Annotated in this window: 18 protein-coding genes; 6 read left to right on the forward strand and 12 right to left on the reverse strand. The window is 73.8% G+C overall.

Translation table 11 applies throughout. The features are described 5' to 3' along the window. Window positions 1–47 precede the first annotated feature (47 nt). Complete coding sequence (locus tag PV789_RS19070; protein WP_274973908.1) at window positions 48–887, reverse strand: DUF3159 domain-containing protein; 840 nt, start codon at window positions 885–887, stop codon at window positions 48–50. Window positions 888–1,158: 271 nt separating this feature from the next. Here PV789_RS19070 and PV789_RS19075 point away from each other — a divergent pair, with 271 nt between their 5' ends. Continuing rightward, window positions 1,159–2,262 carry a serpin family protein gene (locus PV789_RS19075; protein WP_274973909.1) on the forward strand — a complete coding sequence of 368 codons (1,104 nt, stop codon included), beginning with the start codon at window positions 1,159–1,161 and terminating at the stop codon, window positions 2,260–2,262. A gap of 43 nt (window positions 2,263–2,305) precedes the next feature. On the opposite strand, the gene PV789_RS19080 is transcribed toward PV789_RS19075, so the two are convergent. From PV789_RS19080 to valS, 4 genes are all read right to left on the reverse strand, one after another. Then, entirely contained in the window at window positions 2,306–3,046 is a 741-nt protein-coding gene (locus PV789_RS19080; protein ID WP_274973910.1) for a PIG-L deacetylase family protein, read from the reverse strand. Window positions 3,047–3,127: 81 nt separating this feature from the next. Beyond that, window positions 3,128–3,991: a DUF3710 domain-containing protein gene (locus PV789_RS19085; protein WP_274973911.1), complete on the reverse strand. Its 864-nt coding sequence runs from the start codon at window positions 3,989–3,991 to the stop codon at window positions 3,128–3,130. Between the two features lie 56 nt (window positions 3,992–4,047). Then, window positions 4,048–4,524 (reverse strand): dUTP diphosphatase, encoded by a 477-nt coding sequence (dut, locus tag PV789_RS19090; RefSeq protein WP_248771159.1) that lies wholly within the window; start codon window positions 4,522–4,524, stop codon window positions 4,048–4,050. Between the two features lie 109 nt (window positions 4,525–4,633). Beyond that, window positions 4,634–7,210: a valine--tRNA ligase gene (valS, locus tag PV789_RS19095; protein WP_274973912.1), complete on the reverse strand. Its 2,577-nt coding sequence runs from the start codon at window positions 7,208–7,210 to the stop codon at window positions 4,634–4,636. Window positions 7,211–7,413: 203 nt separating this feature from the next. Between valS and PV789_RS19100 the strand changes: the two genes are divergently transcribed. Further along, window positions 7,414–7,692 (forward strand): DUF4235 domain-containing protein, encoded by a 279-nt coding sequence (locus tag PV789_RS19100; protein WP_047869069.1) that lies wholly within the window; start codon window positions 7,414–7,416, stop codon window positions 7,690–7,692. Window positions 7,693–7,875: 183 nt separating this feature from the next. Here the strand turns inward: PV789_RS19100 and PV789_RS19105 are convergent, their stop codons facing one another. The 3 genes from PV789_RS19105 to PV789_RS19115 all read right to left on the reverse strand — a co-directional run bounded on the left by PV789_RS19105 (window position 7,876) and on the right by PV789_RS19115 (window position 10,534). Then, on the reverse strand, window positions 7,876–8,172 hold the full coding sequence (locus PV789_RS19105; RefSeq protein WP_013153901.1) for a DUF4193 domain-containing protein: 297 nt from the start codon (window positions 8,170–8,172) through the stop codon (window positions 7,876–7,878). A 461-nt stretch (window positions 8,173–8,633) separates the two neighbouring features. Further along, the gene (locus PV789_RS19110; RefSeq protein WP_274973913.1) at window positions 8,634–9,884 is read right to left on the reverse strand and encodes a sensor histidine kinase; all 1,251 of its coding nucleotides are present in this window, start codon (window positions 9,882–9,884) and stop codon (window positions 8,634–8,636) included. Beyond that, window positions 9,881–10,534: a response regulator transcription factor gene (locus PV789_RS19115; protein ID WP_026338173.1), complete on the reverse strand. Its 654-nt coding sequence runs from the start codon at window positions 10,532–10,534 to the stop codon at window positions 9,881–9,883. Before PV789_RS19115 ends, PV789_RS19110 begins: the two co-directional genes overlap by 4 nt. A 685-nt stretch (window positions 10,535–11,219) precedes the next feature. Between PV789_RS19115 and PV789_RS19120 the strand changes: the two genes are divergently transcribed. Beyond that, the gene (locus PV789_RS19120; RefSeq protein ID WP_200904074.1) at window positions 11,220–11,384 is read left to right on the forward strand and encodes a hypothetical protein; all 165 of its coding nucleotides are present in this window, start codon (window positions 11,220–11,222) and stop codon (window positions 11,382–11,384) included. 106 nt (window positions 11,385–11,490) lie between these two features. Here the strand turns inward: PV789_RS19120 and PV789_RS19125 are convergent, their stop codons facing one another. The 3 genes from PV789_RS19125 to PV789_RS19135 form a co-directional block, all read right to left on the reverse strand. Beyond that, window positions 11,491–12,303: an inositol monophosphatase family protein gene (locus tag PV789_RS19125; protein WP_274973914.1), complete on the reverse strand. Its 813-nt coding sequence runs from the start codon at window positions 12,301–12,303 to the stop codon at window positions 11,491–11,493. Between the two features lie 97 nt (window positions 12,304–12,400). Further along, window positions 12,401–14,437: a S9 family peptidase gene (locus tag PV789_RS19130; protein WP_274973915.1), complete on the reverse strand. Its 2,037-nt coding sequence runs from the start codon at window positions 14,435–14,437 to the stop codon at window positions 12,401–12,403. 307 nt (window positions 14,438–14,744) lie between these two features. Next, window positions 14,745–15,764, reverse strand: coding sequence for a ferrochelatase (locus PV789_RS19135; RefSeq protein ID WP_274973916.1), 1,020 nt, complete (start codon window positions 15,762–15,764; stop codon window positions 14,745–14,747). A 157-nt stretch (window positions 15,765–15,921) separates the two neighbouring features. On the opposite strand from PV789_RS19135, the gene PV789_RS19140 reads away from it, so the two are divergent. Continuing rightward, window positions 15,922–17,208 (forward strand): D-arabinono-1,4-lactone oxidase, encoded by a 1,287-nt coding sequence (locus PV789_RS19140; RefSeq protein WP_475469396.1) that lies wholly within the window; start codon window positions 15,922–15,924, stop codon window positions 17,206–17,208. Window positions 17,209–17,351: 143 nt separating this feature from the next. After that, window positions 17,352–18,236 (forward strand): RNA polymerase sigma factor SigJ, encoded by an 885-nt coding sequence (sigJ, locus tag PV789_RS19145; RefSeq protein ID WP_274973918.1) that lies wholly within the window; start codon window positions 17,352–17,354, stop codon window positions 18,234–18,236. A gap of 23 nt (window positions 18,237–18,259) precedes the next feature. Here the strand turns inward: sigJ and PV789_RS19150 are convergent, their stop codons facing one another. Continuing rightward, entirely contained in the window at window positions 18,260–19,345 is a 1,086-nt protein-coding gene (locus tag PV789_RS19150) for a hypothetical protein (protein WP_274973919.1), read from the reverse strand. A 571-nt stretch (window positions 19,346–19,916) separates the two neighbouring features. On the opposite strand from PV789_RS19150, the gene sepH reads away from it, so the two are divergent. After that, a complete protein-coding gene (gene sepH / locus PV789_RS19155) occupies window positions 19,917–21,356 on the forward strand; it encodes a septation protein SepH (RefSeq protein ID WP_274973920.1) in 1,440 nt (479 codons plus the stop codon). Window positions 21,357–21,384: the final 28 nt, after the last annotated feature.

Here is a 21,384-nt window from a genome sequence, read left to right on the forward strand (position 1 = left end):
TCGTGTTCCCTGGAGCATTTCGGGCTCGCGTCCGCCGGGGCGCCGCCTCAGTCCGCCGTCTCCTCCCGGGCCGGGTGCCCCCGCTCCTCCAGCGGGGTGCGCCCCCGGGCCAGCACCCAGACCATGGCCGCGAACGCCGCGACCTGGAGCGGCCAGCCCATGGCGACCTTGGACAAGCCCAGCAGGGCGAAGGTGTCGGCCCAGCCGTAGTGGTCGGCCATCCACAGCGGGTACTGCACGAGCACGCGGATCACGCAGGGCAGGACCAGCAGCCAGGTCAGGCGTGAGGCCAGGGTGACCACGGCCGGGTTGGCGCGCCAGGAGGTGAAGTCCTCCTTGTCGCCGATGAACGGGCCGATCATCAGCCCGATCGCGGGCCAGCGCACCAGCACCGACAGGCTCAGCACCACGGCGTAGACGGCGTTGTAGATGATGCCCGGCAGGAAGGCGTCGGCGGCGTTGCCGCTGCGCATCGCGAAGACCGCGGCGATGCCGATGCCGAACAGGCTGGTGAGCACGTACTGCACCGAGGAGCGCTGCACGAGCCGGACCGCGCCCAGGACCAGGGCCGCGACCACGCCCAGGACGATCGAGAGCCGCAGTTCCGAGCTGACGATGTAGGAGACGGTGAAGGTCAGGGTGGGCACCGCCGCCTCGACCATGCCGCGCTTGCCGCCCAGCGCCTTGGCCAGCTGCGAGCGCACGAGCGCCTCGACCGTGTCCTCGGTGACCGCCGGGCGGTCCGCCGCCGTGGCGCCCCGGTCGGAGTCGCGCTCCCGGCTGGTGGCGTCCCCCGCGTCCGGGGTGTCCGCCGCGGCCGCCTCGGCCCTGTCGTCCGCCCCGGCGGCCGGGGCGGCCTCCTCGGCGGCCCGCTGGTGCTCAGTCATCCTGCTCCTGCTCGGGTTCGGTCGTGGGCGGTCGTCGCCGCGCGGGGCGTACAACCCGGTTCCGCGCGCCGTGTCGGCCCAAGCCTATGTGACGTGCGACCGGTCGCGGGGTACGCGCGGTGGTCGCGCGGATGCGCTCCGCCCGCCTTTGTCCCCCTGGGTCCGGGCTTGTCGCGTGCGGCTTCTCACCCGGCGGCGCACCCTGGCGGCGGAGGAGGGCCGTTCCGTACGCTGGCGACCAGACACCGGAGCCGAGAGCGAGCAGGAGCCCATGCAGACGAGCACGTCCCCGCGCCGGGACCATCTGGAGTTCGCCGCCGCGCTGGACCGGGTGCTGGCCCGGCCGGGGGAGTCGCACGTGTGGTCACCCCACTCGGTGGGCACGGTGCTGGCACTGCTGGCCACCGGCGCCCGGGAGCGCACCCTGGCCGAACTGGAGGCGCTGCTGGGCGCGGACGTGCGGGGCCAGCTGGAGGAGCTGGACGCGGCCGTGGCCGCCGAGCCCGGGCTCGACCTGGCCAGCCTCAACGGCCTGTACGTGCCCGCCGACCTGGAGGTCCTGCCGGGTTTCGCGTCCCGGGTGCGCGAGCGCGCCGGGGCCGAGGTGGAGAACGCCGACTTCGAGCACGACTCCGAGGGCGTGCGCTCACGGGTCAACGCCCGGGTGGCGGAGGTGACCCGCGGCCTGATCGAGGAGCTGCTCCCCGCGGGCAGCGTCCACCCGGGTGTGCGGCTGCTGCTGGTCAACGCGCTCTGGGTCAAGCTGGCCTGGCCCGACCCCTTCGACCCCGCCCGGACCCGGGACCGGGCCTTCCACACCCCGTCGGGCAGGCGGAAGGTGCCCACCATGCACCGTTCGGCCCGCCTGCCGCACGCGCGGGCCCGGGGGTGGGGCATGGTGAGCCTGGAGGGCGACCACGGCCTGACCCTGGACGTGCTGCTGCCCGACGAGCGCTCCGCCTCCCCCGCCCCGGTGACGGCCGACGCGCTCGCGGACCTGTACGGCCACCGCTCCTCCCAGCAGGTGGAACTGGCCCTGCCGCGCTTCAGGGTGGAGACCGACGCCTCCCTGCTCGAACCGCTGGCGGCCCTGGGCGTGCGCGACCTGGCCACGGACGAGGCCCGCTTCGACGGGATCAGCCCGGAACCGCTGCGCGCCGACGAGATCCTGCACCAGTCGGTGCTGCGGGTGGACGAGAAGGGCGCCGAGGGCGCCGCCGCGACCGCCGTGATGATGCTGCGGGCGGCCGCGGTCGCGCCGAGGCCGGTCCAGTTCACCGTGGACCGGCCGTTCGTGTTCGTGCTGCGCCGCGGCGGAGTGGTGCTGTTCCTGGGCCGCGTCACCGATCCCGTGGACCCGGGCCCCGCCTCCTGACCCCGCCGGGGCCGTACCGCCGCCCGCGCACGCGGGCGGCGGCTCAGACCTCGAACACCTCGAAGGCGGTGGCGAGGGGGACCCCGGCCCACTCCCCCGCCCGGGCGGCGGCCCGGGGCAGGAAGGACTTCTGGTCGAACCCCTCCAGGTCGGCCAGGTAGAGGGCGTGGGCGTCCAGCGACGCCACTCCCGCGGCCAGGTCGGCCTCGCCCAGCTCGACGTAGTGGGCGGCCAGGGGCGAGGCGCCGAAGGCCACGAAGCGCACGCCCGACCACGGCTGGAGGCCCTCCTCCAGCTGCTCGCGGAACACCCACCGGTTGGCCGCGTCGCGGACCGCGTCCAGCAGGGCCGGGCCGAGCACCCGGTGGTCGGCGTGGTTGAGGGCGCTCGACCCCGCGAAGTGGTCGCGGAAGTTGATGGAGACGATCACGTCGGGGCGGTGGCGCCGGATCGCCCCGGCCAGCGCGGCGCGCAGCGGGATCCCGTACTCCAGGGTGCCGTCGGGGAAGTCGAGGAACTCCACGGTGCCCGCGCCGACCGCCGCCGCCGAGGCGCGCTGCTCAGCCATGCGCAGCGGCGCGCACTCCTCGGGGGCGATGGTGTCGATGCCCGCCTCGCCCCGGGTGACCAGCAGCTCCACCACGTCCTTGCCCTGGCCGGTCCAGCGGGCGATCGCGGAGGAGCTGCCGAACTCCAGGTCGTCGGGGTGGGCCACCACCGCCAGGGCCCGGTTCCAGTCCTCGGGGAGCGGGCGGGGCGCGCTGTTCTCCGTCGTCTGCGTCATGTGCCACAGACTACGGAAGACGGCGCGCCCCGCCCGGCGCCTCCCCGGTGACGCGGGTCCCGCTCCGTCCCGGAAGGGCCCCTACTCCCCCGAGCCGCCCGCGGCGCCGCCCGGCTGGCCGCCGTTCCCCCCGGACCCCGTGCCGGGCGCGGCGCCGTTGGGGGAGCGGCCCGCGTTGCCGCGCTGGGCCGCCTGCTGGGCGGCGCGCGCCTTGGCGGCCTCGGCCATCTTCTCCTGGATCTGCTTGGGCACGGTGATGGGCAGCAGCTCGCTGGGCGGCACAGGGTGGTCCCCGCGCACCACCACGATGTTGGCGAAGAGGTGCTCGACCTCGGCCATCACCTCGGGCTTGGAGGCGCCCTCGCCGCGGATCACGCCGCGCAGCACCCATCGCGGCCCGTCCACGCCGATGAAGCGCACCCGCTGGGCGAGCTGCTTGCCGTCCTCGGTCGTGCGGCCCTTGACCGGGACCAGGGCCTTGAGCTCGGGGCCGAAGGTGCCGTCGTGCTCCTCGGCCTTGCCGCCCTGCTTGACGACCTGCTCGCGCAGCTCCTCGCGCATCTCGGCCCACAGTCCGGAGGACTTGGGCGCGGCGAAGGGCTGCACCTGGAGGGCGCTCTTGCCGCGCACCAGGGTGACGCCGATGATCTTCTGCTTGCCCTGGGAGTCCTGGGCGACGTTGACCTGGATCTCGGTGCCCTGCTCCATGGGCAGCCGCATGCTGCCCAGGTCCATCCGCTCGGCCTCGGGAGCGTCCTCGGTGGAGTCCCACGGCCCGGAGGAGCGGTGGCGGTCCGCGTCCTTGGGCTGCTGCTCCCGGGAGCGCTCCGGCTCGATCTCGTTGCCGAAGGAGACCGCTCCGGCGGCGCCCTCGCGCCCGGGCTCGGCCCGCGTCCCCGTTCTCTCGGTCTCTTCGTCCCGCTTCTTGCGGCGGCGTCCGAACACGCCTTCACCTCTTCGCTTCCGTCGGTCCCGGATGACTCCGGGGATTCGGGGCGCCGTCACCGCTGTGCGGCGTGCCCCCCGGTCGAACCGAAACCACCCGTTCCCCGCACCGACTCCGGGAGGGAGTCGGCCTCGACGAACACCGCCCGTTCCACGCGCTGGACCACCAGCTGCGCGATCCGGTCCCCCCGGGTCAGCTTCACCGGGGTGTCCCTGTCGGTGTTGATCAGGGTCACCCTGATCTCGCCGCGGTACCCGGCGTCGACCGTGCCGGGCGCGTTGACGAGCGTGACCCCGCAGCGCGCCGCCAGGCCCGAGCGCGGGTGCACGAAGGCCGCGTACCCGTCGGGCAGGGCGATGGCCAGGCCGGTGGGGACCGTGGCCCGCTGCCCGGGCTCCAGGGTGACGTCGACGGCGGTGTACAGGTCCGCGCCCGCGTCACCGGGATGGGCGTACTCGGGCAGGGGGAGGCCGGGGTCCAGGCGGTGGACCGTGACGGGGATCCGTCCGCCTTCCAGGGATGTGGTACTCACATCGGCCGAGCCTATCGCTCTCCGGGCGATGAACCGGTGTCCAGCACCGCCGGTACGCGAACGGGGGCGGCCCGTGCGGGCCGCCCCCGGTTCGCGCTCGTCCGTGGCCCTACTCGGCGGGGGCCTCGGGCAGGGTCACCTCGACGGTGAGCTCGGCGTCGTCGGTGGTGCGGAAGTCGATCCCGGCGGCGCGGCCCGCGGCGGCGATGTCTGCGCTGGCGGCGCGCGCGGCGTCGACCCGCTTGCCCGAGACGCTGACGTGCTCGACCTCGGCCCGCATGGACAGCTTGGCCTCGGACTTGGCCTTGCGCACGGCGCGCAGCACCTCGGCGGTGGCGGCCAGGACGGCGGGGTCGCCGTCGGCCGCCGCGGCGCGGTACTCGGCGGTGTCGGGCCAGCGCTGGGCGTGGACAGAGCCCTCCTGCCACCAGCTCCAGACCTCCTCGGCCACGAAGGGCACGAAGGGGGCGAAGAGCCTGTGCAGGGCGCCCAGGGCGACCAGCAGCGCGGCCCGGGCGGAGGCGCCCTCGGCCGACCCGGTGTCGTAGGCGCGGGCCTTGACCAGCTCCAGGTAGTCGTCGCAGAAGTCCCAGAAGAAGCGCTCGGTGCGCTCCAGGGCCCGGGTGTGGTCGTAGGCGCGGAAGGCGGAGGTGGCGTCCTCCACGACGTCGGCCAGCGCGGCCAGCATCGCCCGGTCCAGCGGCTGCGTCACCCGCGCGGGGTCGGCGGCGGCGCCCTCGCCGGCCACGGACATGACGAACTTGCTGGCGTTGAGGATCTTGATGGACAGCCTGCGGCCGACCTTCATCTGACCCTCGTCCATGGCGGTGTCGGTGCCCAGGCGACCGCTGGCCGCCCAGTACCGGACCGCGTCGGAGCTGTACTTCTCCAGCAGCGCCAACGGGGTGACGACGTTGCCCTTGGACTTGGACATCTTCTTGCGGTCGGGGTCCAGGATCCAGCCGGAGATGCCGGTGGTGTTCCAGGGCAGGGTGTCGTTCTCGAAGTGGGCCCGCACCACGGTGGAGAAGAGCCAGGTGCGGATGATGTCCTGGCCCTGGGGCCGGTAGTCCATGGGGAAGACGCGCCGGTACAGGTCCGGGTCGCGCTCCCAGCCGGAGGCGATCTGCGGGGACAGCGAGGAGGTCGCCCAGGTGTCCATGACGTCGGGGTCGCCCATGAACCCGCCCGCCCGCCCGCGCTGGTCCTCGGTGTAGCCCTCGGGCGCCTGCGAGCTGGGGTCGACGGGCAGCTGGGACTCGGCCGGGACGATGGGCTCGTCGTAGCGCGGGTTGCCGTCGGCGTCCAGCGGATACCAGACCGGGAAGGGCACGCCGAAGAAGCGCTGGCGGCTGATCAGCCAGTCGCCGTTGAGGCCCTCGACCCAGTTCTCGTAGCGGGCGCGCATGTGCTCGGGGTACCAGGTGAGCTCGCGCCCGCGCCGCAGGAGCTGCTGGCGCAGGTCCTCGTCCCGCCCGCCGTTGCGGATGTACCACTGGCGGGTGGTGACGATCTCCAGGGGCTTGTCGCCCTTCTCGTAGAACTTCACCGGGTGGGTGATGGGCGCCGGCTCGCCGACCAGGTCGCCGCTCTCGCGCAGCAGGGCGACGGTGCGCTCGCGCGCGGTGTGGACGGTGGCGCCCACGAGCGTGTCGTAGGCCTCGCGGGCGGGGCCGCTCTCCAGGCCCTTGGGCGGGTCGGCCATGATGCGGCCGTCCCAGCCGATGACGGGCCGGGTCTCCAGCTGGAGCTCGCGCCACCAGGTGACGTCGGTGGTGTCGCCGAAGGTGCAGATCATGGCGATGCCGGACCCCTTCTCGGGGTCGGCGAGGCGGTGGGCCCGCACCGGGACCTCCACGCCGAAGACGGGGGTGCGCACGGTGGTGCCGAACAGGTCCTGGTAGCGCTCGTCGTCGGGGTGGGCGACCAGGGCGACGCAGGCGGCCAGCAGCTCGGGGCGGGTGGTCTCGATGTGGACCGGGGTGCCGTCGAGCCTGTGGAAGGCGATCTTGTGGTAGGCGCTGGGGCGCTCGCGGTCCTCCAGCTCGGCCTGGGCGACCGCGGTGCGGAACGTGACGTCCCACAGGGTGGGCGCCTCGGACATGTAGGCCTCGCCGCGGGCCAGGTTGCGCAGGAAGGCGCGCTGGGCGGCGGCGCGGGAGTTGTCGTCGATGGTGGCGTAGGTGTGGCGCCAGTCGACGCTCAGCCCGAGGCGGCGCCAGATCGACTCGAAGACCTTCTCGTCCTCGGCGGTGAGCCGGTCGCACAGCTCGATGAAGTTGCGCCGGGAGACGGGGACCTGCCGCTTGGGGTCGGGCTTGGCGGGCGGCTGGAAGTCCGGGTCGTAGGGGATCGACGGGTCGCAGCGCACGCCGTAGTAGTTCTGGACGCGCCGCTCGGTGGGCAGGCCGTTGTCGTCCCAGCCCATGGGGTAGAAGACGGCCTTGCCGTTCATGCGCTGGAAGCGCGCGACGGTGTCGGTGTGCGTGTAGGAGAACACGTGGCCGATGTGCAGCGAGCCGGACACCGTGGGCGGCGGGGTGTCGATGGAGTAGACGTCCGCGCGCTCGGCCGTGCGGTCGAAGTGGTAGACGCCGGACTCATCCCATACGTCGACCCACTTCGCCTCGATACCGTCCAGCGAGGGCTTGTCGGGCATGCGGAAGGAATGAGAGCCGTTGGTCATGGGGCAATGGTAGTGCGCTCGGGGCCGTGGTCGCTCCGGGTTTCGGGCCGTCACAGCGGGGGTCGGCGCACCCCGGGCGCGCTGGCGCGGGGTTGGCCCCTGACTCCCGGGAAAGGACGTGAAAGGATCGCCCCGTACGCACGGGAGGGTGTGCGCGGGCCGCGCATCCTCCGTACACCCAACGGAAAACGGTGAAGGATTCGATGGCTAAGAAGGACGGCGGTGACCTCGGCCCCGCCCTCGTGGGCTTCGCGGCCGGGTTCGCCGCGCAGTACGTCATGCGCAAGGCCCTGAACTTTGCCTGGACCCGCGTGACCGGCGAGGAGCCGCCCACGGACGTGGACTCCCCCGACATCAGCCTGGGCACGGCGCTGAGCTGGGCCGTGATGGCCGGTGTCGGCACCGAGGTGGCCAGGGTGCTGGCCGTGCGCGCCGCCCGCGCCAGGATGTTCGGCGCCGGCCCCGGCGAGCTGGAGGTCTGACGCCGCGAAGGCGACGACGGCGGGCGGCCGACCGCACCGCAGTGTGGTCGGCCGTCCGCCGTCGTGTTCCACCGCGCTCCCCGGAAGGCCTCACACGCTCCCTCCGGACGGCGGCGGGGTGGTTTCCGACCGCGCGGTCGGGAGCCGCCGGGGACGGGACGGTTCAGGGGCCGTCCCGTCCGGTCAGGCGCACTCCTTGCAGACCAGCTGACCGGCGCGCTGCTCGGCGAGCTGGCTGCGGTGGTGCACCAGGAAGCAGCGCGAGCAGGTGAACTCGTCGGCCTGGCGCGGGAGCACGCGCACCGCGAGTTCCTCGCCCGACAGGTCGGCACCGGGCAGTTCCATGCCCTCGGCGACCTCGTCGGGGTCGACGTCGATCGTGCCGGTGCCCTTGTCCACGCGCCGCGCCTGCAGCTCCTGGAGGCTGTCCTCGTTGATGTCCTCGTCAGTCTTGCGCGGGCTGTCGTAGTCGGTGGCCATCTCTGCTAACTCCCATCCCCCTCGTTCAGTGCCTCGTCGCGCGGGTGTAACGCTTGAGAGACCTTGGTTGTGCCCGGTTCGGCCGATGAGTTTTCCCGACGTCGGCGGACCGTGTCCCCTCCCGGGCCACTGTCCACAGGTCAGCAGCACTTTCGCCGCTTCGTGACCGAAGGCGGCCACGTGTGGCTGCGCCGGGGCCGTACCCCTGTGTACTACCCAACGTCGGCTGCCTCGTAGACCTGGGAAATCCGTTTTCGCCCACTCCGGACAAAGCGCGGGACACTCCCCCAAGGGCGGACGAAAAGCAGGACATGCCCACGTCAGGAGGGATTCCCTCCGTGTCCACGCCCGGGGAAGCATACCCACCCGGGGTCGGCACCCGTGACACGGGCCGGCGTGTCATCGGACACGTATAGATACCACGAAGACCGGCCAAACGCAGCTCGGCCCGGTGGGCGGGTTCAGCGCCGCTCCGCGCCCTCTCCCGGAGGAAGGGGAAGGCGGACGGTGACGACCAGTCCTCCCCCGGCGCGCGGCCACGCGGTCACCGCGCCCTCGTGCGCGCGCACCACGGACCGGACGATGGACAGGCCCAGCCCCGCGCTGCGGCCCGAGCCGACCCGGTCGCCGGAGCCGCGGCGGAACGGCTCGAACAGGCCCTCGATCTCGTAGGCGGGGATGACCTTGCCGGAGTTCTCCACCTGGACGGCGGGCGTGCCCTCGTACATGCCGCTGCGCACGGTGATCTCGCCCTCCTCGACGTTGTACTTGAGGGCGTTCTCCACCAGGTTGCCCACGAGCCGCTCCAGCAGCACGGGGTCGCCGACCACCGTCGCGGGGCGCAGGTCCCGGCGCAGGCTCAGGCCGGAGTCGGCCACCGTCGCGCTGAGCTGGCTGAGCACCGTCCCGGCCACCTCGCCCAGGTCGACCTTGGCGCGGACCTCCAGCTCGCGGTCGCTCTTGGCGAGCAGGAGCAGCCCCTCGATGAGGCGTTCGTGGCGGGCGTTGGTCTCCAGCAGGGTCTGTCCGACGCTCTTGAGGTCGGCCGAGACGTCGGGGGCGCTGAGCGCCACCTCCAGCAGGGTGCGGTTGATCGCCAGCGGTGTGCGCAGCTCGTGCGAGGCGTTGGCGACGAAGCGGCGCTGGCCGTCGAAGGCGCGGTCCAGGCGCTCCAGCATGCCGTCGAAGGTGTCGGCCAGCTCGCGGATCTCGTCGTCGGGCCCGGACAGGGCGATGCGCTCGTGCAGGGAGCGCTCCGACAGGCGGCGGGCGATGCGGGTGATCTTCTGGAGCGGGGACAGCGCCCTTCCGGCCACCGCGTAGCCCAGGGCGACCGCGAGCAGGCCCACCAGGAACAGCGCGAGCAGCGAGAACCGGGTGACGTGGGTGAGCACCTGCTCGATGAGGTCCCTGTGCGCCCGCAGCTCGGCGAAGCTCTGCTCGACCAGGAGCGCGTTGAGCAGGACCGCGACGATCAGGTAGTTGACCAGGACCAGCACGGACCCCGCGGCGAAGAACAGCATCCCGTAGATGAGGGTGAGCCGCGCGCGCAGGCTGAGGTTGTCGGTGAAGTGGTGCACACGGGCGGCGGCCGCGGAGCGCTCGGCGCCCCCGCCCTCGGGCGTGAGGGTGTTGAGGCGTCGCCACGTACCGGTGTCGCCGGGGCGGGTGGGCTCGACCTGCCCCGGTTCGGTCCGCTCCGCCGGTCTCACAGCCGGTACCCGGCGCCGGGGACGGTCTGGATGACGGGCGGGTCGCCGAGCTTCTTGCGCAGGGTCATGACGGTGACGCGGACGACGTTGGTGAAGGGGTCGGCGTTCTCGTCCCAGGCCTTCTCCAGCAGCCCCTCGGCGCTGACCACGGTCCCCTGGGCGCGCATGAGCACCTGGAGGACGGCGAACTCCTTGGGGGTGAGGGTGACCTCGCGGCCGTCGCGGTGGACGCGGTGGTTGGCCGGGTCGAGCGTGATGCCGTGGCGCTCCAGGACCGGGGGCAGCGGGGGCGCCGAGCGGCGGCCGAGGGCGTGGACCCGGGCGATGAGCTCGGCGAAGGCGAAGGGCTTGGCCAGGTAGTCGTCGGCGCCGATGGTGAGGCCCTCGACCTTGTCCTGGACGCCGTCGGAGGCGGTGAGCATCAGGATGCGGCCGTTGTAGCTCTCCTGGACCAGGGCGCGGGCCACGTCGTCGCCGTGGGTGCCCGGCAGGTCGCGGTCCAGCACGACGACGTCGTAGTCGTTGACCGCGGTGTACTCCAGGGCGGCGTCGCCGTCGTAGACCACGTCCACGGCCATCGCCTCGCGCCGCAGTCCGACGGCCACTGTGTCGGCCAGGACCCGTTCGTCTTCGACCACGAGTACGCGCACGTTGTCCTTCTCGAGCGTTGGTCCGCAAAGAAAGGGGGCCGCTGCCGGCGCATCCCCCAACACACCGGCAGCGGCGTTCTTGGTCCCGGCCGCGTCATCCGTTCTTTCACAGTCGGGGTAAGGAGACGGTAAACCCGTCGGGGCGGTTTCGCGAACCGCCCGCTTTCCTCGCCCCGCGTGAACGCGGGCGCTGGGCCGGGAGCTTCACGCTCCCCTGGGCACGGGGAGCCGCCGCCGGCGAATCCCCCAACCGCCGGCAGCGACTTAACCCCGCACATCTCAAATCTGACACATCAAGAATAAGAAACAAGTAAGCACCAGCCCTCCCGGGAAAATGTGTCATGGGACACCCTTGTCCGACACATGGTGTAATCCGCACCCAGGGGCCCGGCTCCGGGGCTTCCGGCGCGCCCCGGCCCGACGCGGCGGCACCCGGCCCCCGGAGGGCGGGGGCGGCCGCGGTGGATCACGAAAGCATCACACCGGTTTCCGGTGGTTTGGGCGAAGGTGCGGCGGGGGTACAGGAGGAGGACGCACGCGTGGACACCGGCCCCCGGCCGGACCGCGACGCGCACGCATGTCACAGGGACGTGACACTTCGACCGTGCGCACGCCATGGCGTGCGCCAACGGATTCCGCGCCGGAGCACCGTCGTGCCCCGGCGCTTACCCCTGGAAGAGGTGCAATGGGCGAGTTCCTCGCGGAGATCAAGGTCCGTATCAACGAGACCTACCGGTCGTTCCAGGCTGCTCAGGCCGCCGGAGACGAATTCCTCGCCGACACGCATGCGTCGGAGCTTGAGGACCTGTACCGCATCGCGGCTCGCAACGGCGTCGACACCTGCGCCTGAGAAGCACGAGAAGCGCTGAGGGGCGCGGTGGGCACACGGCCCGCCGCGCCCCTCGTGCGTTCCGGGGGACCCTGGGCCCCCGGGCGTCACGGGGACCGGGTTCCCGTCAGCCGTCGGTGTCGGCGCCCAACGGGGCCAGGAGGGCCTCCAGGGCTTCGTAGAGCCCGGGGCGGGCGGCGATGACCAGGTCGTTGCTGGGCGGCCCCGAGCGCGCTCCTCCCAGCCGCAGGCCCGCCTCGCTCGCCACCAGGCCCGGGGCGCACCAGTCCCAGGGGTGGAGGCCGCGCTCGTAGTAGGCGTTGCAGCGGCCCACGGCGAGCCCGGTCAGGTCCACCGCGGCCGACCCGCCGCGGCGGATGTCGCGGATGCGCGGGACCACCTCCAGCAGGACCCTGGCCTGCTGGACGCGGCGCTCGGGGAAGTACCCGAAGCCGGTGGCCACCAGGGCCTGCTCCAGCGGCACGGCGGGCGGGGCCTCCAGGACGCGGCCGTTCAGGCGCGCGCCGCCGCCGAGCACCGCCTCGTAGGACTCACCGAGCCGGGGGACGTTCACGGCGGCGGCCACCACCACGCCGTCGACCTCCGCGGCGACGGACACGGCCCAGTCGGACCGGCCGTACAGGTAGTTGACGGTGCCGTCGATGGGGTCCACGACCCAGCGCACACCGCTGGTGCCGCCCTCGCCGCCGCCCTCCTCCCCCAGGAAGGCGTCGTCGGGGCGCGCGGCGAGCAGGCGGGTGCGGACGAGCTCCTCGGCGGCCCGGTCCATCTCGGTGACGACGTCGGTGGGGCTGGACTTGGTGTCGAGCACGGTGATGCCCGCCTGCCCCTTGGCGGCGAGCTCTCCCGCCTCCGCGGCCACGCTCACGGCGAGGTCGCGCAGGCTCTCGCGGTCGGGTGCGGCGTGGGTGGTACTCACTGGCTGTCCTCCGTGGCGTGGTGTCGCGCGCCGGGGTGCGTCCCGGACGCGGGTCCGGCCGGGGCCGCGGTCGCGGCCCCGGCCGGTCGTGGGCGGATCAGAGCAGTTCGGGCCTGCTCCACTCCTTGCCGTGCACGTGGTGGTCGAGGAAGGCGAAGATCGTCTCGTACCAGATCCGGGCGTTCCCGGGGGTGAGGATCCAGTGGTTCTCGTCCGGGAAGTACAGGAACTTGGCGTCCACCTCGTGCAGCAGCAGGTCGCGCCACAGGCGCAGGCCCTCGGAGATGGGCACCCGGTAGTCCTTGTCGCCGTGGATGACGAGCATCGGGGTGCGGATGCGGTCCGCGTGCAGGTGCGGGGAGTTGAGGGTGTAGCGCTCGGGGCGCTCCAGCGGGGTGCCGAACTCGCGCTCCCACACCGGCGGGTAGTCGGTGGTGCCGTTGAAGCCGTCCAGGCCCCACAGGGAGGCGTGGGAGACGATGGCCCTGAACCGGTCGGTGTGCCCGGCGATCCAGTTGGCCATGTAGCCGCCGAAGGAGCCGCCCATCATGGCGGTGCGCTCGGCGTCGACGTCCTCGCGCGCCTCGGCGGCGTCGGTGACGGCCATGACGTCGGCGAAGGTGCGCGGCCCCCACTGTCCCCAGGCGCGGCGGAGCATGTCCTGGCCGTAGCCGGTGGACAGGGCGGGGTCGGGCAGCAGGACGGCGTAGCCGCGCGCGGCGAGCAGCCACGGGTTCCAGCGCCAGGACCAGCCGTTGAAGCTCATGTAGGGGCCGCCGTGGACCCAGAGCATGAGCGGGGCGGGCGAGTCGGCCGAGGCCTCCTCGGGCAGCACCAGCCAGGAGCGGATCACGGTGCCGTCGTCGGCGGTGGTCTCGATCTCGGTGAGGGTGCCGGGCATGGTCAGCTCGGAGCCGGGGGTGCGCAGGTGCACGGGTCGGCCGTCGGCGGCGTCGGCGGCCAGGCGTACGGGCGCGGGCGGGGCGTCCCAGGCGTCGCGCAGGGCGTAGACGTGGCGGCCGTCGGGAGACGGGTTGAGGTTGCTGTAGGCGCCGTGGTCGCCGGTGAGGCGGGTGAGCGCGCCGCTGGCCAGGTCGATCCGGAAGACGGGCCGGCGGCCGCCGTGGTCGGCGACGAGGAAGACCGCGCCCGAGTCGGCGGCCCAGGCGAGTTCGCGGGGCCACAGCTCGTGGTCGGCGAGCAGGTCGCGGCCCTGTCCGGTGGCCAGGTCGACCAGCCAGGCGGTCTCGTTCCGGGGTTCGCCGTCGTAGTCGCCCTGGGAGCTGCGCACGAGCAGGACGTGGCGGCCGTCGGGGGAGACGAGCGGGTTGTCGAAGTCGTGGTCGGGGTCGGTGGCCAGGGTGCGGCGCTGTCCCGTGGCCGTGTCGATGGCGACGACGTCGCGGCGCCGGGCGCCCCGGCCGACGGGGACCTGCCACTCGGTGACCAGGGTGGCTCCGTCGGGGGTGAGGTCGCCGATCGCGCCCAGGAGCGCCATCCCGGCGTCGGGGGTCAGGTCGCGCGGGTCGCCGAGCCGGGAGTCCTCGTCCGCGGGCGGTTCGGCGACCAGGTAGCGGGGGTGTCCGGGGCCGATGTCACTGTCCCAGGAGCGCACGGGCAGCGCCTCGTGCAGGATGGCGGTGACCCCGGCCTCCTCGCGGGCCTTGCGCGCCTCCCTGTCGGACTCCTCGTCCTCGCTGCGGGGGAGGGTGTCGGAGGTGAGGGCGACCAGGCCGGAGTCGCGGGCGACCGTGAAGGAGCCGATGCCGCCGGGCCGGGAGGCGACCTGGCGGGCCTCGCCGCCGTCGGCGGGCAGGAGCCACAGGGCGGTGCGGGCCTTGGCGTCGGCGTCGGCCTCGGGGTCGGGGCGGCCGGTGGTGAACAGGACCGAGCCGTCGGGGAGGAAGCCGACGCCGCTCTCGCCCTTGGCCGAGCGGGTGAGGCGTCTGGGGGCGCGCCCGCCCTCGGACTCGGGGGCGGTGTCGATCTCCCACAGGGCGCTGCGGAAGGACTTGGCGTCGGGGGCGAGGCCGCTGACGGGCGCGACCAGACGGGTTCCGTCCGGTGAGAGGCGCAGCCCGTTGACGCGGCGAAGTCGGACGTACTCCGGCAGTTCATACCAGGAACGGACCAAGACACATACTCCCTGAACGTCGACGTGGGGTCGGGGCGGACACCGTCGAGCGGGCCGTGGGGCGACTGTGGTCCCCCGCCCTCCCGCGGGCGGTGTCAGCAGCGTTTACTCACCTTCCCACACGTCCGGGACGGCGGGTCGGGTCGGGGCGCGGATCCCCGTGGGGACCGCGGGAGGCCCGTCACTCCAGGATGACCCGCCCGGGGCCGTCGTACGAAGCCCTTTCGCGGACCTGTGGACGGCCCCGCGCCGACCCGCGCCGGGCGCCGGCCGACGGCGGGCCCCGTCGGCCGCGCGGTTCAGCGGCTCAGACCGGGCACGAGCAGTCGGTGCAGCGCGCGAGCGAGCTCAGGCGCCGGGGCTCGGCCCGTTCGGCGTACTCGCGGACCAGGTCGGTCACCATGGACACGAACGCGGGGTGCGTGCCGGGGCTGAGCGCGCGCTCGTAGCCGATGCCGAGCTTCTTGGCGGTGTCGCGGGCCTCCACGTCGAGGTCGAACTTGACCTCCATGTGGTCGGAGACGAAGCCGTGCGGGACCACGACCACGGCGGGCACGCCCTCGGCGGCCAGCTCCTCCATGCGGTCGTTGACGTCGGGCTCCAGCCAGGGCTGGCTGGGCGGGCCGCTGCGGCTCTGGTAGACGACCTCGTGCGGGTAGTCGCGGTCGAGCCGCCCGACCACCAGGCGCGCCACCTCGGCCAGCTGGGCGCCGTAGGCCCCCTCGGGGCCGAAGGCCTGTCCGGGGCCGCCGCTGGCCTCGGCCATCGTCGTGGGGATGGAGTGCGCGGAGAAGAGCAGGTGCGCGCCCTCGCGCTGCTCGTCGGGCAGGGCGTCCAGGGCGGCGCGGGTGTGCTCGACCAGCGGTTCGACGAACCCCGGGTGGTCGTAGAAGGGCCGGATGAGGTCCACCTCGGGGGCGTCCTCGCCCAGCGCGGCGCGGGCGCGGGCGATGTCCTCCTCGTAGGCGGTGCGGCTGGACCAGTTGCAGTACGCGGAGGTGGGCAGCGCCAGGATGCGGCGCACGCCGTCCTCCTTCATCCGGGCGAGGGTGTCGGTGAGCATCGGGGCCCAGAACCGGTTGCCCCAGTAGACGGGCAGGTCGACCCCGTTGGCGGCGAAGTCGGCGGTGACCGCGGCGAGCAGGTCGCGGCACTGCTGGTTGATCGGACTGACACCGCCGAAGAGGAAGTAGTGCTCGCCGACCTCGGCGAGGCGCTCACGGGGGATGTTGCGGCCCCGGGTGACGTTCTCCAGGAACGGGATGACCTCGTCCTCCCCCTCCGGGCCGCCGAAGGAGATCAGCAAAAACGCGTCGTAGTAGCTCACAGCTCTTATGAAACCAGCTCCGCCGGACCGGCTCGCGCGACCCCCCGGATGCGTGTCCTGTGGTCTTGGCCTCCCCTCCCCCGGGCGCCCCGTCCGGGGGCGTCCGGCTCTGGCCGCGCGGGTGACCGGCCGGTAATGTCGCCGCATGACAGATGTGATGTGGAACACATGGGCGGGTACCCACCAGGCCCGGCCCAGGCGCACGGCGGCTCCGGGGAGCACCGCGGAGGTCGCCGCGGCGGTCTCCTCGGCCACCGCGGAGGACCTGCGCGTCCGCATGGTCGGCACGGGCCACTCCTTCACCGACGTGGCCGTCACCGACGGACTCCTCCTCTCCCCCACCTCCCTGACCCGGGTGCGCTCGGTCGACCCGGCCGCGGGCACGGCCACCGTCGAGGCGGGCCTGCCCCTGTGCGACTTCAACGACGTGCTGGCCGGGCACGGGGCGGCCCTGGCCAACATGGGCGACATCGCCGTGCAGACCGTGGCGGGCGCGGTGCAGACCGGCACCCACGGCACCGGCCGGGACGCGGGCGGGCTGGCCGCGCAGGTGGTCGGCATGGAGATGGTGCTCGCCGACGGTTCGGTGGCCGAGTGCTCGGCCGAGCGGGAGCCGGAGCTGTTCCAGGCGGCCCGGGTGGGCCTGGGCGCGTTCGGCGTGGTCACCGCGCTGACCATGGCGGTGCGCCCGGCCTTCCTGCTGCACGCGCGCGAGGAGCCGATGCGGTTGGAGGAGGTGCTGGAGCGCCTGCCGGAGCTGCGCGCCGACAACGACCACTTCGAGTTCTACTGGTTTCCGCACACCGGTAACACCAACACCAAGCGCAACAACATCAGCTCGGGTCCGGCCCGGCCGCTCTCGCCCTTCCGCGCCTGGCTGGACGACGAGTTCCTGTCCAACACGCTCTTCGAGGGCGTCAACCGGGTGTGCCGCCGCTTCCCCCGCGCGGTGCCCGCGGTGAACCGGGTCAGCTCGCGCGCGCTGACGGCGCGCAGCTACACCGACGCCTCGTACCGGGTGTTCGCCTCGGTGCGCGACGTGCGGTTCGTGGAGATGGAGTACGCGGTCCCCGCGGAGCACCTGGCCGACGTGCTGCGCGAGGCGGGGTCGATCGTGGACCGGGGCGGCCACCGGGTGAGCTTCCCGGTGGAGGTGCGCTTCGCCCCGGCCGACGACGTGTGGCTGTCCACCGCCTACGGGCGCGACACCGCCTACGTGGCGGTGCACATGTACCAGGGCACCCCCTACGACGCCTACTTCGCCGACCTGGAGGCGCTGTTCACCTCCGTGGGCGGGCGCCCCCACTGGGGCAAGATGCACACCCGAGACCGCGCCTACCTGGAGGGCGTCTACCCGATGCTGGGCCGGGCCCTGGAGGTGCGGGACCGCGTGGACCCCGGGCGCCGGTTCGGCAACGCCTACCTGGAGCGGGTGCTGGAGTAGGCGCGCGGCACGATCGGCACGGGCCCCGCGTCCGCGCGGGCCGGTGGCGGCACCGGCTCCCGGGGTCCCCGTCCGGAGCCGGTCACACCGGCCGCGTGGGCGGGGTCGTGCCTGTGACGCCGCTCCGAGGGGGGTGTTGGGGGATGGACGAGGACGCACGGCTGGCCGGACGCTTCGAGGAGCACCGGCCCCGCCTGCGCGCGGTGGCCTACCGGATCCTGGGTTCGGCGGGCGAGGCCGACGACGCCGTGCAGGAGGCCTGGCTGCGCCTGAACCGCGGCGGTGCCGAGGAGATCGACAACCTGGCCGGGTGGCTGACCACCGTGGTGGCGCGGGTGTGCCTGAACACGCTGCGCTCGCGGGAGCGGCGGCGCGAGGACCCCCTCGACGTGCGCGTGCCCGACCCCGTCGTCAGCCCCGAGGAGGGCGGCGACCCCGAGCGGGAGGCGGTGCTGGCCGACACCGTGGGACTGGCGCTGCTGGTGGTGCTGGAGGCTCTCAAGCCCGCCGAGCGGCTCGCGTTCGTGCTGCACGACATGTTCGCGGTGCCCTTCGAGGAGATCGCCCCGATGATCGACCGCTCCCCGGCCGCGGCGAGGCAGCTCGCGAGCCGGGCGCGCAGGCGGGTGCGCGGTCGGGCCCCGGTCCCCGACCGCGACCCGGCCCTGCAGCGCCGGGTCGTCGACGCGTTCTTCGCCGCGGCCCGCGACGGCGACATCGACGGCCTGGTGAGCGTGCTGGACGCCGACGCCGTGCTGCGCTCGGACGGCGGCGCCGCGCGTGCCGGGCACACCCGGGTGATCACCGGCGCGCGGGCCGTGGCCGGTCAGGCCGTCACCTTCGGGGGCCTGTCGCCGTTCGTCCGGCCCGTGCTGGTCAACGGGGCGGCCGGGGTGGTCGTGGTCGTGCGGGGGCGGGCGGTGTCCGTCATGGGGTTCACCGTCACGGGCGGCAGGATCGCCGCCATCGACGTGCTGGCCGACCCCGAGCGCCTGCGGCGGCTGGACCCGGCCGTCCTCGACGGCTGAGGACCCGGCCGCCCCAGGCGCGCTCAGCCGGTCCGGGGCGCGGCGGGCGGGGGCGCGGGGACGGCCTCCTCGCCGCCCTGTCCGCCGGTTCCGGGTCCGGGCGTCTGCCCGCCCGGGTCCTGGGTCCCGCCGTCGCCCTCCGGCGGTTCGGTGGGCTCGGTGGTCCCGCCGGTGCCGTCGGGGACCTCCTCCTCCGTGCCGCCGCCGTCGCCGGTCCCGTCGTCCTCGGGTGCTCCGGTCCCGGGGGCGGGCTCGGTCGGCTGCCCGGTGCCCGTGACCTGCTCCTGCCCCCCGGGCGAGGGGTCGGGGGCGTCGTCTCCGGTCGCGGGTGCCTCGGGCTCCTCCTTCTGGGCCGGGGGCGCGGAGGTGGTGCCGCCGAACAGCGTGGGCGCGCTGGGCTCCTGCGAGCCCTGGGTCCAGGAGGTCAGCGAGCGCCCGGTGAACAGCTCGAACACCAGGATGACCAGCATGACCAGGACGAAGACCGCGGTGGCCGGGATGACCAGGGCGCGCCAGCCGCGCCGCCGACCGCCCCCGCGCTCGCCGGTGCCGCCGGTTCCGCCGTAGGAGCCGCTGTCGGAGCCGCCGTGGTCACCGGGGTCGTCCGCGGGCCACGGGCCGACGGCGGGCATCCGCGCGGTGGCGCCGGGGTCGGTCGGGGTCCGGCCGTCCAGTGCGGGCAGGGCCATGGTGCGGGTGGCGTCGGCGTCCTCCTCGCCCCGGGACGGGGGCGCGGTCCCGGTTCCGGAGACCTGGCGCAGCAGGGCGGTCTCGGAGATGCCCTCGGGCGGCGGCGCCACCGGAGCCCCCGGGGCGTCCGGCACCGCCGTGGCGCCCCGGGGGCCGGAGGCCCGCCCGGCCAACTGCCTGGCCTGCTCGCCCCCGCGCGAGAACCAGTGCTGCAGCAGCGGGCTGACGAGTGTGCTGAGCGCGGCCATCCCGGCGGCGCCGATGACCGTGCCGTACACGTTCAGGTAGGAGGCCGCGGTGGCCGCGGCCAGTGTCGCGGCTCCGGCACCGGCGACATGGGAGACGCTCAGGTCGAACTTCTTCCCCTTGGCGCCCTCCTCCCCTTCTTCCCGGTCGTCGTGGTGTGCGGTCCGACCCATCCGGTCGTCCCCCCTTCGTCGGCCGCGCGCGGGCGCGACGGGACTGTCAGCGCGGGATGTGCGTGTGGTGGGGCATACAACCCCACAGACCCCGAACTTCACATTTCGCCCATAGCTTGATAACTCAGGCTAAGGGCGACAGGTTTCCGATAACGCCATGAAATAAGAAGCATCACTCTCTGGTACACATCGGCGTGTCGAGTTGCGTCCCGGAGGGTCCGTGTACCCGTGGAACGGTCCGGGATCGGAGTTTTTCCCAGACCTGGGGGGATTCGGGGGACGCGGGATACCATCACGGCTGAGCCCTCGTGCGGGATCGGCGACATTCCCCCGCGATCGCTCCCGGTCGCGGAAGGGTCAGCGTGCCAAGATTGGCACCGAAGCGACCGTGAGGGCCCCGGGTACCCCGGGGCGGCTCCCAACCGCGGCGGCAGCCGCGGATCGGGAGGCGGGCACACAGTTCGGACATGCCGGGCGCGGTACTGGCCGAACAGTTGTCGGCCGACCAGACTTGGAGAACGCGGGGGTGGGTCGCGGGACCTGCCCTCGACGGGACGCGAAAGGGAGGGCGATGCACGAGCTTCGCCTCGTGGCCGTGAGCGAGGACGGCACCTACCTGGTGCTCGCCAGCGCCGGCCGTGGAACCCGTTTCACGCTGCCCGTCGACGACCGCCTCCGCGCCGCAGTACGCGGCCAGTTCTCCCGGCTCGGCCAGTACGAGATCGAAGTGGAGAATCCGTTGCGCCCCAAGGAAATCCAGGCCCGTATCCGGTCCGGCGAGACCGCGGAGGCCATCTCCGAGATCTCCGGTATCCCCATCGAGCGGGTCCGCTGGTTCGAGGGCCCCGTCCTCCAGGAACGCGAGTACATCGCCCAGCAGGCCCAGCGCGCCAGCGTGCGCGCGCACGGCGACGCCGCCCCGGGCCCCTCCCTGGAGGAGTTGGTCACCAAGCGGATCGGCGCGCACCAGTTGGAGACCGGTGACGCGGCGTGGGACTCGTGGAAGCGCGAGGACCGGTCCTGGCAGCTCAAGCTCGTGTTCCTGCACGGCGGCGAGGAGCGCGTCGCCCACTGGCTGTACGAGCCCAGACACAACAGCGTGGCCCCCGCCGACGAGGAGGCCGCCCGGTTCTCCTCACCCGACCCCGAACCCGTGCCCTCCCCCGGGGCGACCGTGACGCCCTTCGCGCCGCGCCGCACCGAGACCGCCCCGGACCTGCCCCGGTCCGAGCCCCAGCCGTTCTCCGAGCGCGAACGCCCCGCGCCCCTGCGCCCCTCCTCCGCCGCGTACCGGGACGAGCAGCCGCGCCCGGCGCCGCCCGCGCGTCCGGCCGCCGCCGAGCGCCACCCCGCCGAGCGCCGTCCCGTCGAGCGCGAGCGGGTCCCGGAGCGTCCCGCCGAGCGCGAGCGGCCCGCCGGGCGCCGACCACTGGAGTGGGACCAGTACCCGGAGCCGCAGGCGGAGCGGTACGAGCGTCCGCGCAGGGAACAGCCCGTCGAACGCCCCGCCGCGCGCACCGAGTCCGAGCGCTGGCCCGCCTACGAGCGCGGGCCCGAGCCCGAGCGGCGGCCGCGGAGCGAACACTGGTCCGAGTCCGAGCGCTGGCCCGAGACCGCCGCCCGCGACGAGCCCCCGGCACGGGAGCGCCACCGCCCCGAGCCGCGGACCGAACCGGCCGCCTACGACGAGCCCGAGGCCGAGGAGCGGCGCCGCCCCGAACGGCGTGCGGACTGGATGGACGCCCGGCCCGGCGGGCCGGTCGAGCCCGAGGCGGCCCCGCCCGCCGCGGAGGGCCCCGCCCAGCAGCGTCCGGCCCCGCGCCGCCGCCGCGCCACCATCGACCTCAACGACAACGGCGTCCCGCGCCGCGCCGCCGAGCAGCCGCCCGCGGCCGCGGTCCCGGCCGCCGCCAACAGCGGCTCTTCCGCGGCCAAGCGCAAGGGACGCGGCCGACGCGCATCGGTCCCGTCCTGGGACGAGATCATGTTCGGCTCCAAGAAGGACGAGTAGGGCGCGCCGGCGCCCGCGGGGAGGGGTC

Source organism: Nocardiopsis camelliae (assembly GCF_028993595.1).
In the GTDB taxonomy this organism is placed as follows: Bacteria; Actinomycetota; Actinomycetes; order Streptosporangiales; family Streptosporangiaceae; genus Nocardiopsis; species Nocardiopsis dassonvillei.

Coding starts and splice junctions, on each gene's coding strand:
- PV789_RS19070 (WP_274973908.1), bottom strand. CDS start 887: ATGACTGAGCACCAGCGGGCCGCCGAGGAGGCCGCCCCGGCCGCCGGG.
- PV789_RS19075 (WP_274973909.1), top strand. CDS start 1,159: ATGCAGACGAGCACGTCCCCGCGCCGGGACCATCTGGAGTTCGCCGCC.
- PV789_RS19080 (WP_274973910.1), bottom strand. CDS start 3,046: ATGACGCAGACGACGGAGAACAGCGCGCCCCGCCCGCTCCCCGAGGAC.
- valS (WP_274973912.1), bottom strand. CDS start 7,210: ATGACCAACGGCTCTCATTCCTTCCGCATGCCCGACAAGCCCTCGCTG.
- PV789_RS19100 (WP_047869069.1), top strand. CDS start 7,414: ATGGCTAAGAAGGACGGCGGTGACCTCGGCCCCGCCCTCGTGGGCTTC.
- PV789_RS19105 (WP_013153901.1), bottom strand. CDS start 8,172: ATGGCCACCGACTACGACAGCCCGCGCAAGACTGACGAGGACATCAAC.
- PV789_RS19120 (WP_200904074.1), top strand. CDS start 11,220: ATGGGCGAGTTCCTCGCGGAGATCAAGGTCCGTATCAACGAGACCTAC.
- PV789_RS19140 (WP_475469396.1), top strand. CDS start 15,922: ATGTGGAACACATGGGCGGGTACCCACCAGGCCCGGCCCAGGCGCACG.
- sigJ (WP_274973918.1), top strand. CDS start 17,352: ATGGACGAGGACGCACGGCTGGCCGGACGCTTCGAGGAGCACCGGCCC.
- PV789_RS19150 (WP_274973919.1), bottom strand. CDS start 19,345: ATGGGTCGGACCGCACACCACGACGACCGGGAAGAAGGGGAGGAGGGC.
- sepH (WP_274973920.1), top strand. CDS start 19,917: ATGCACGAGCTTCGCCTCGTGGCCGTGAGCGAGGACGGCACCTACCTG.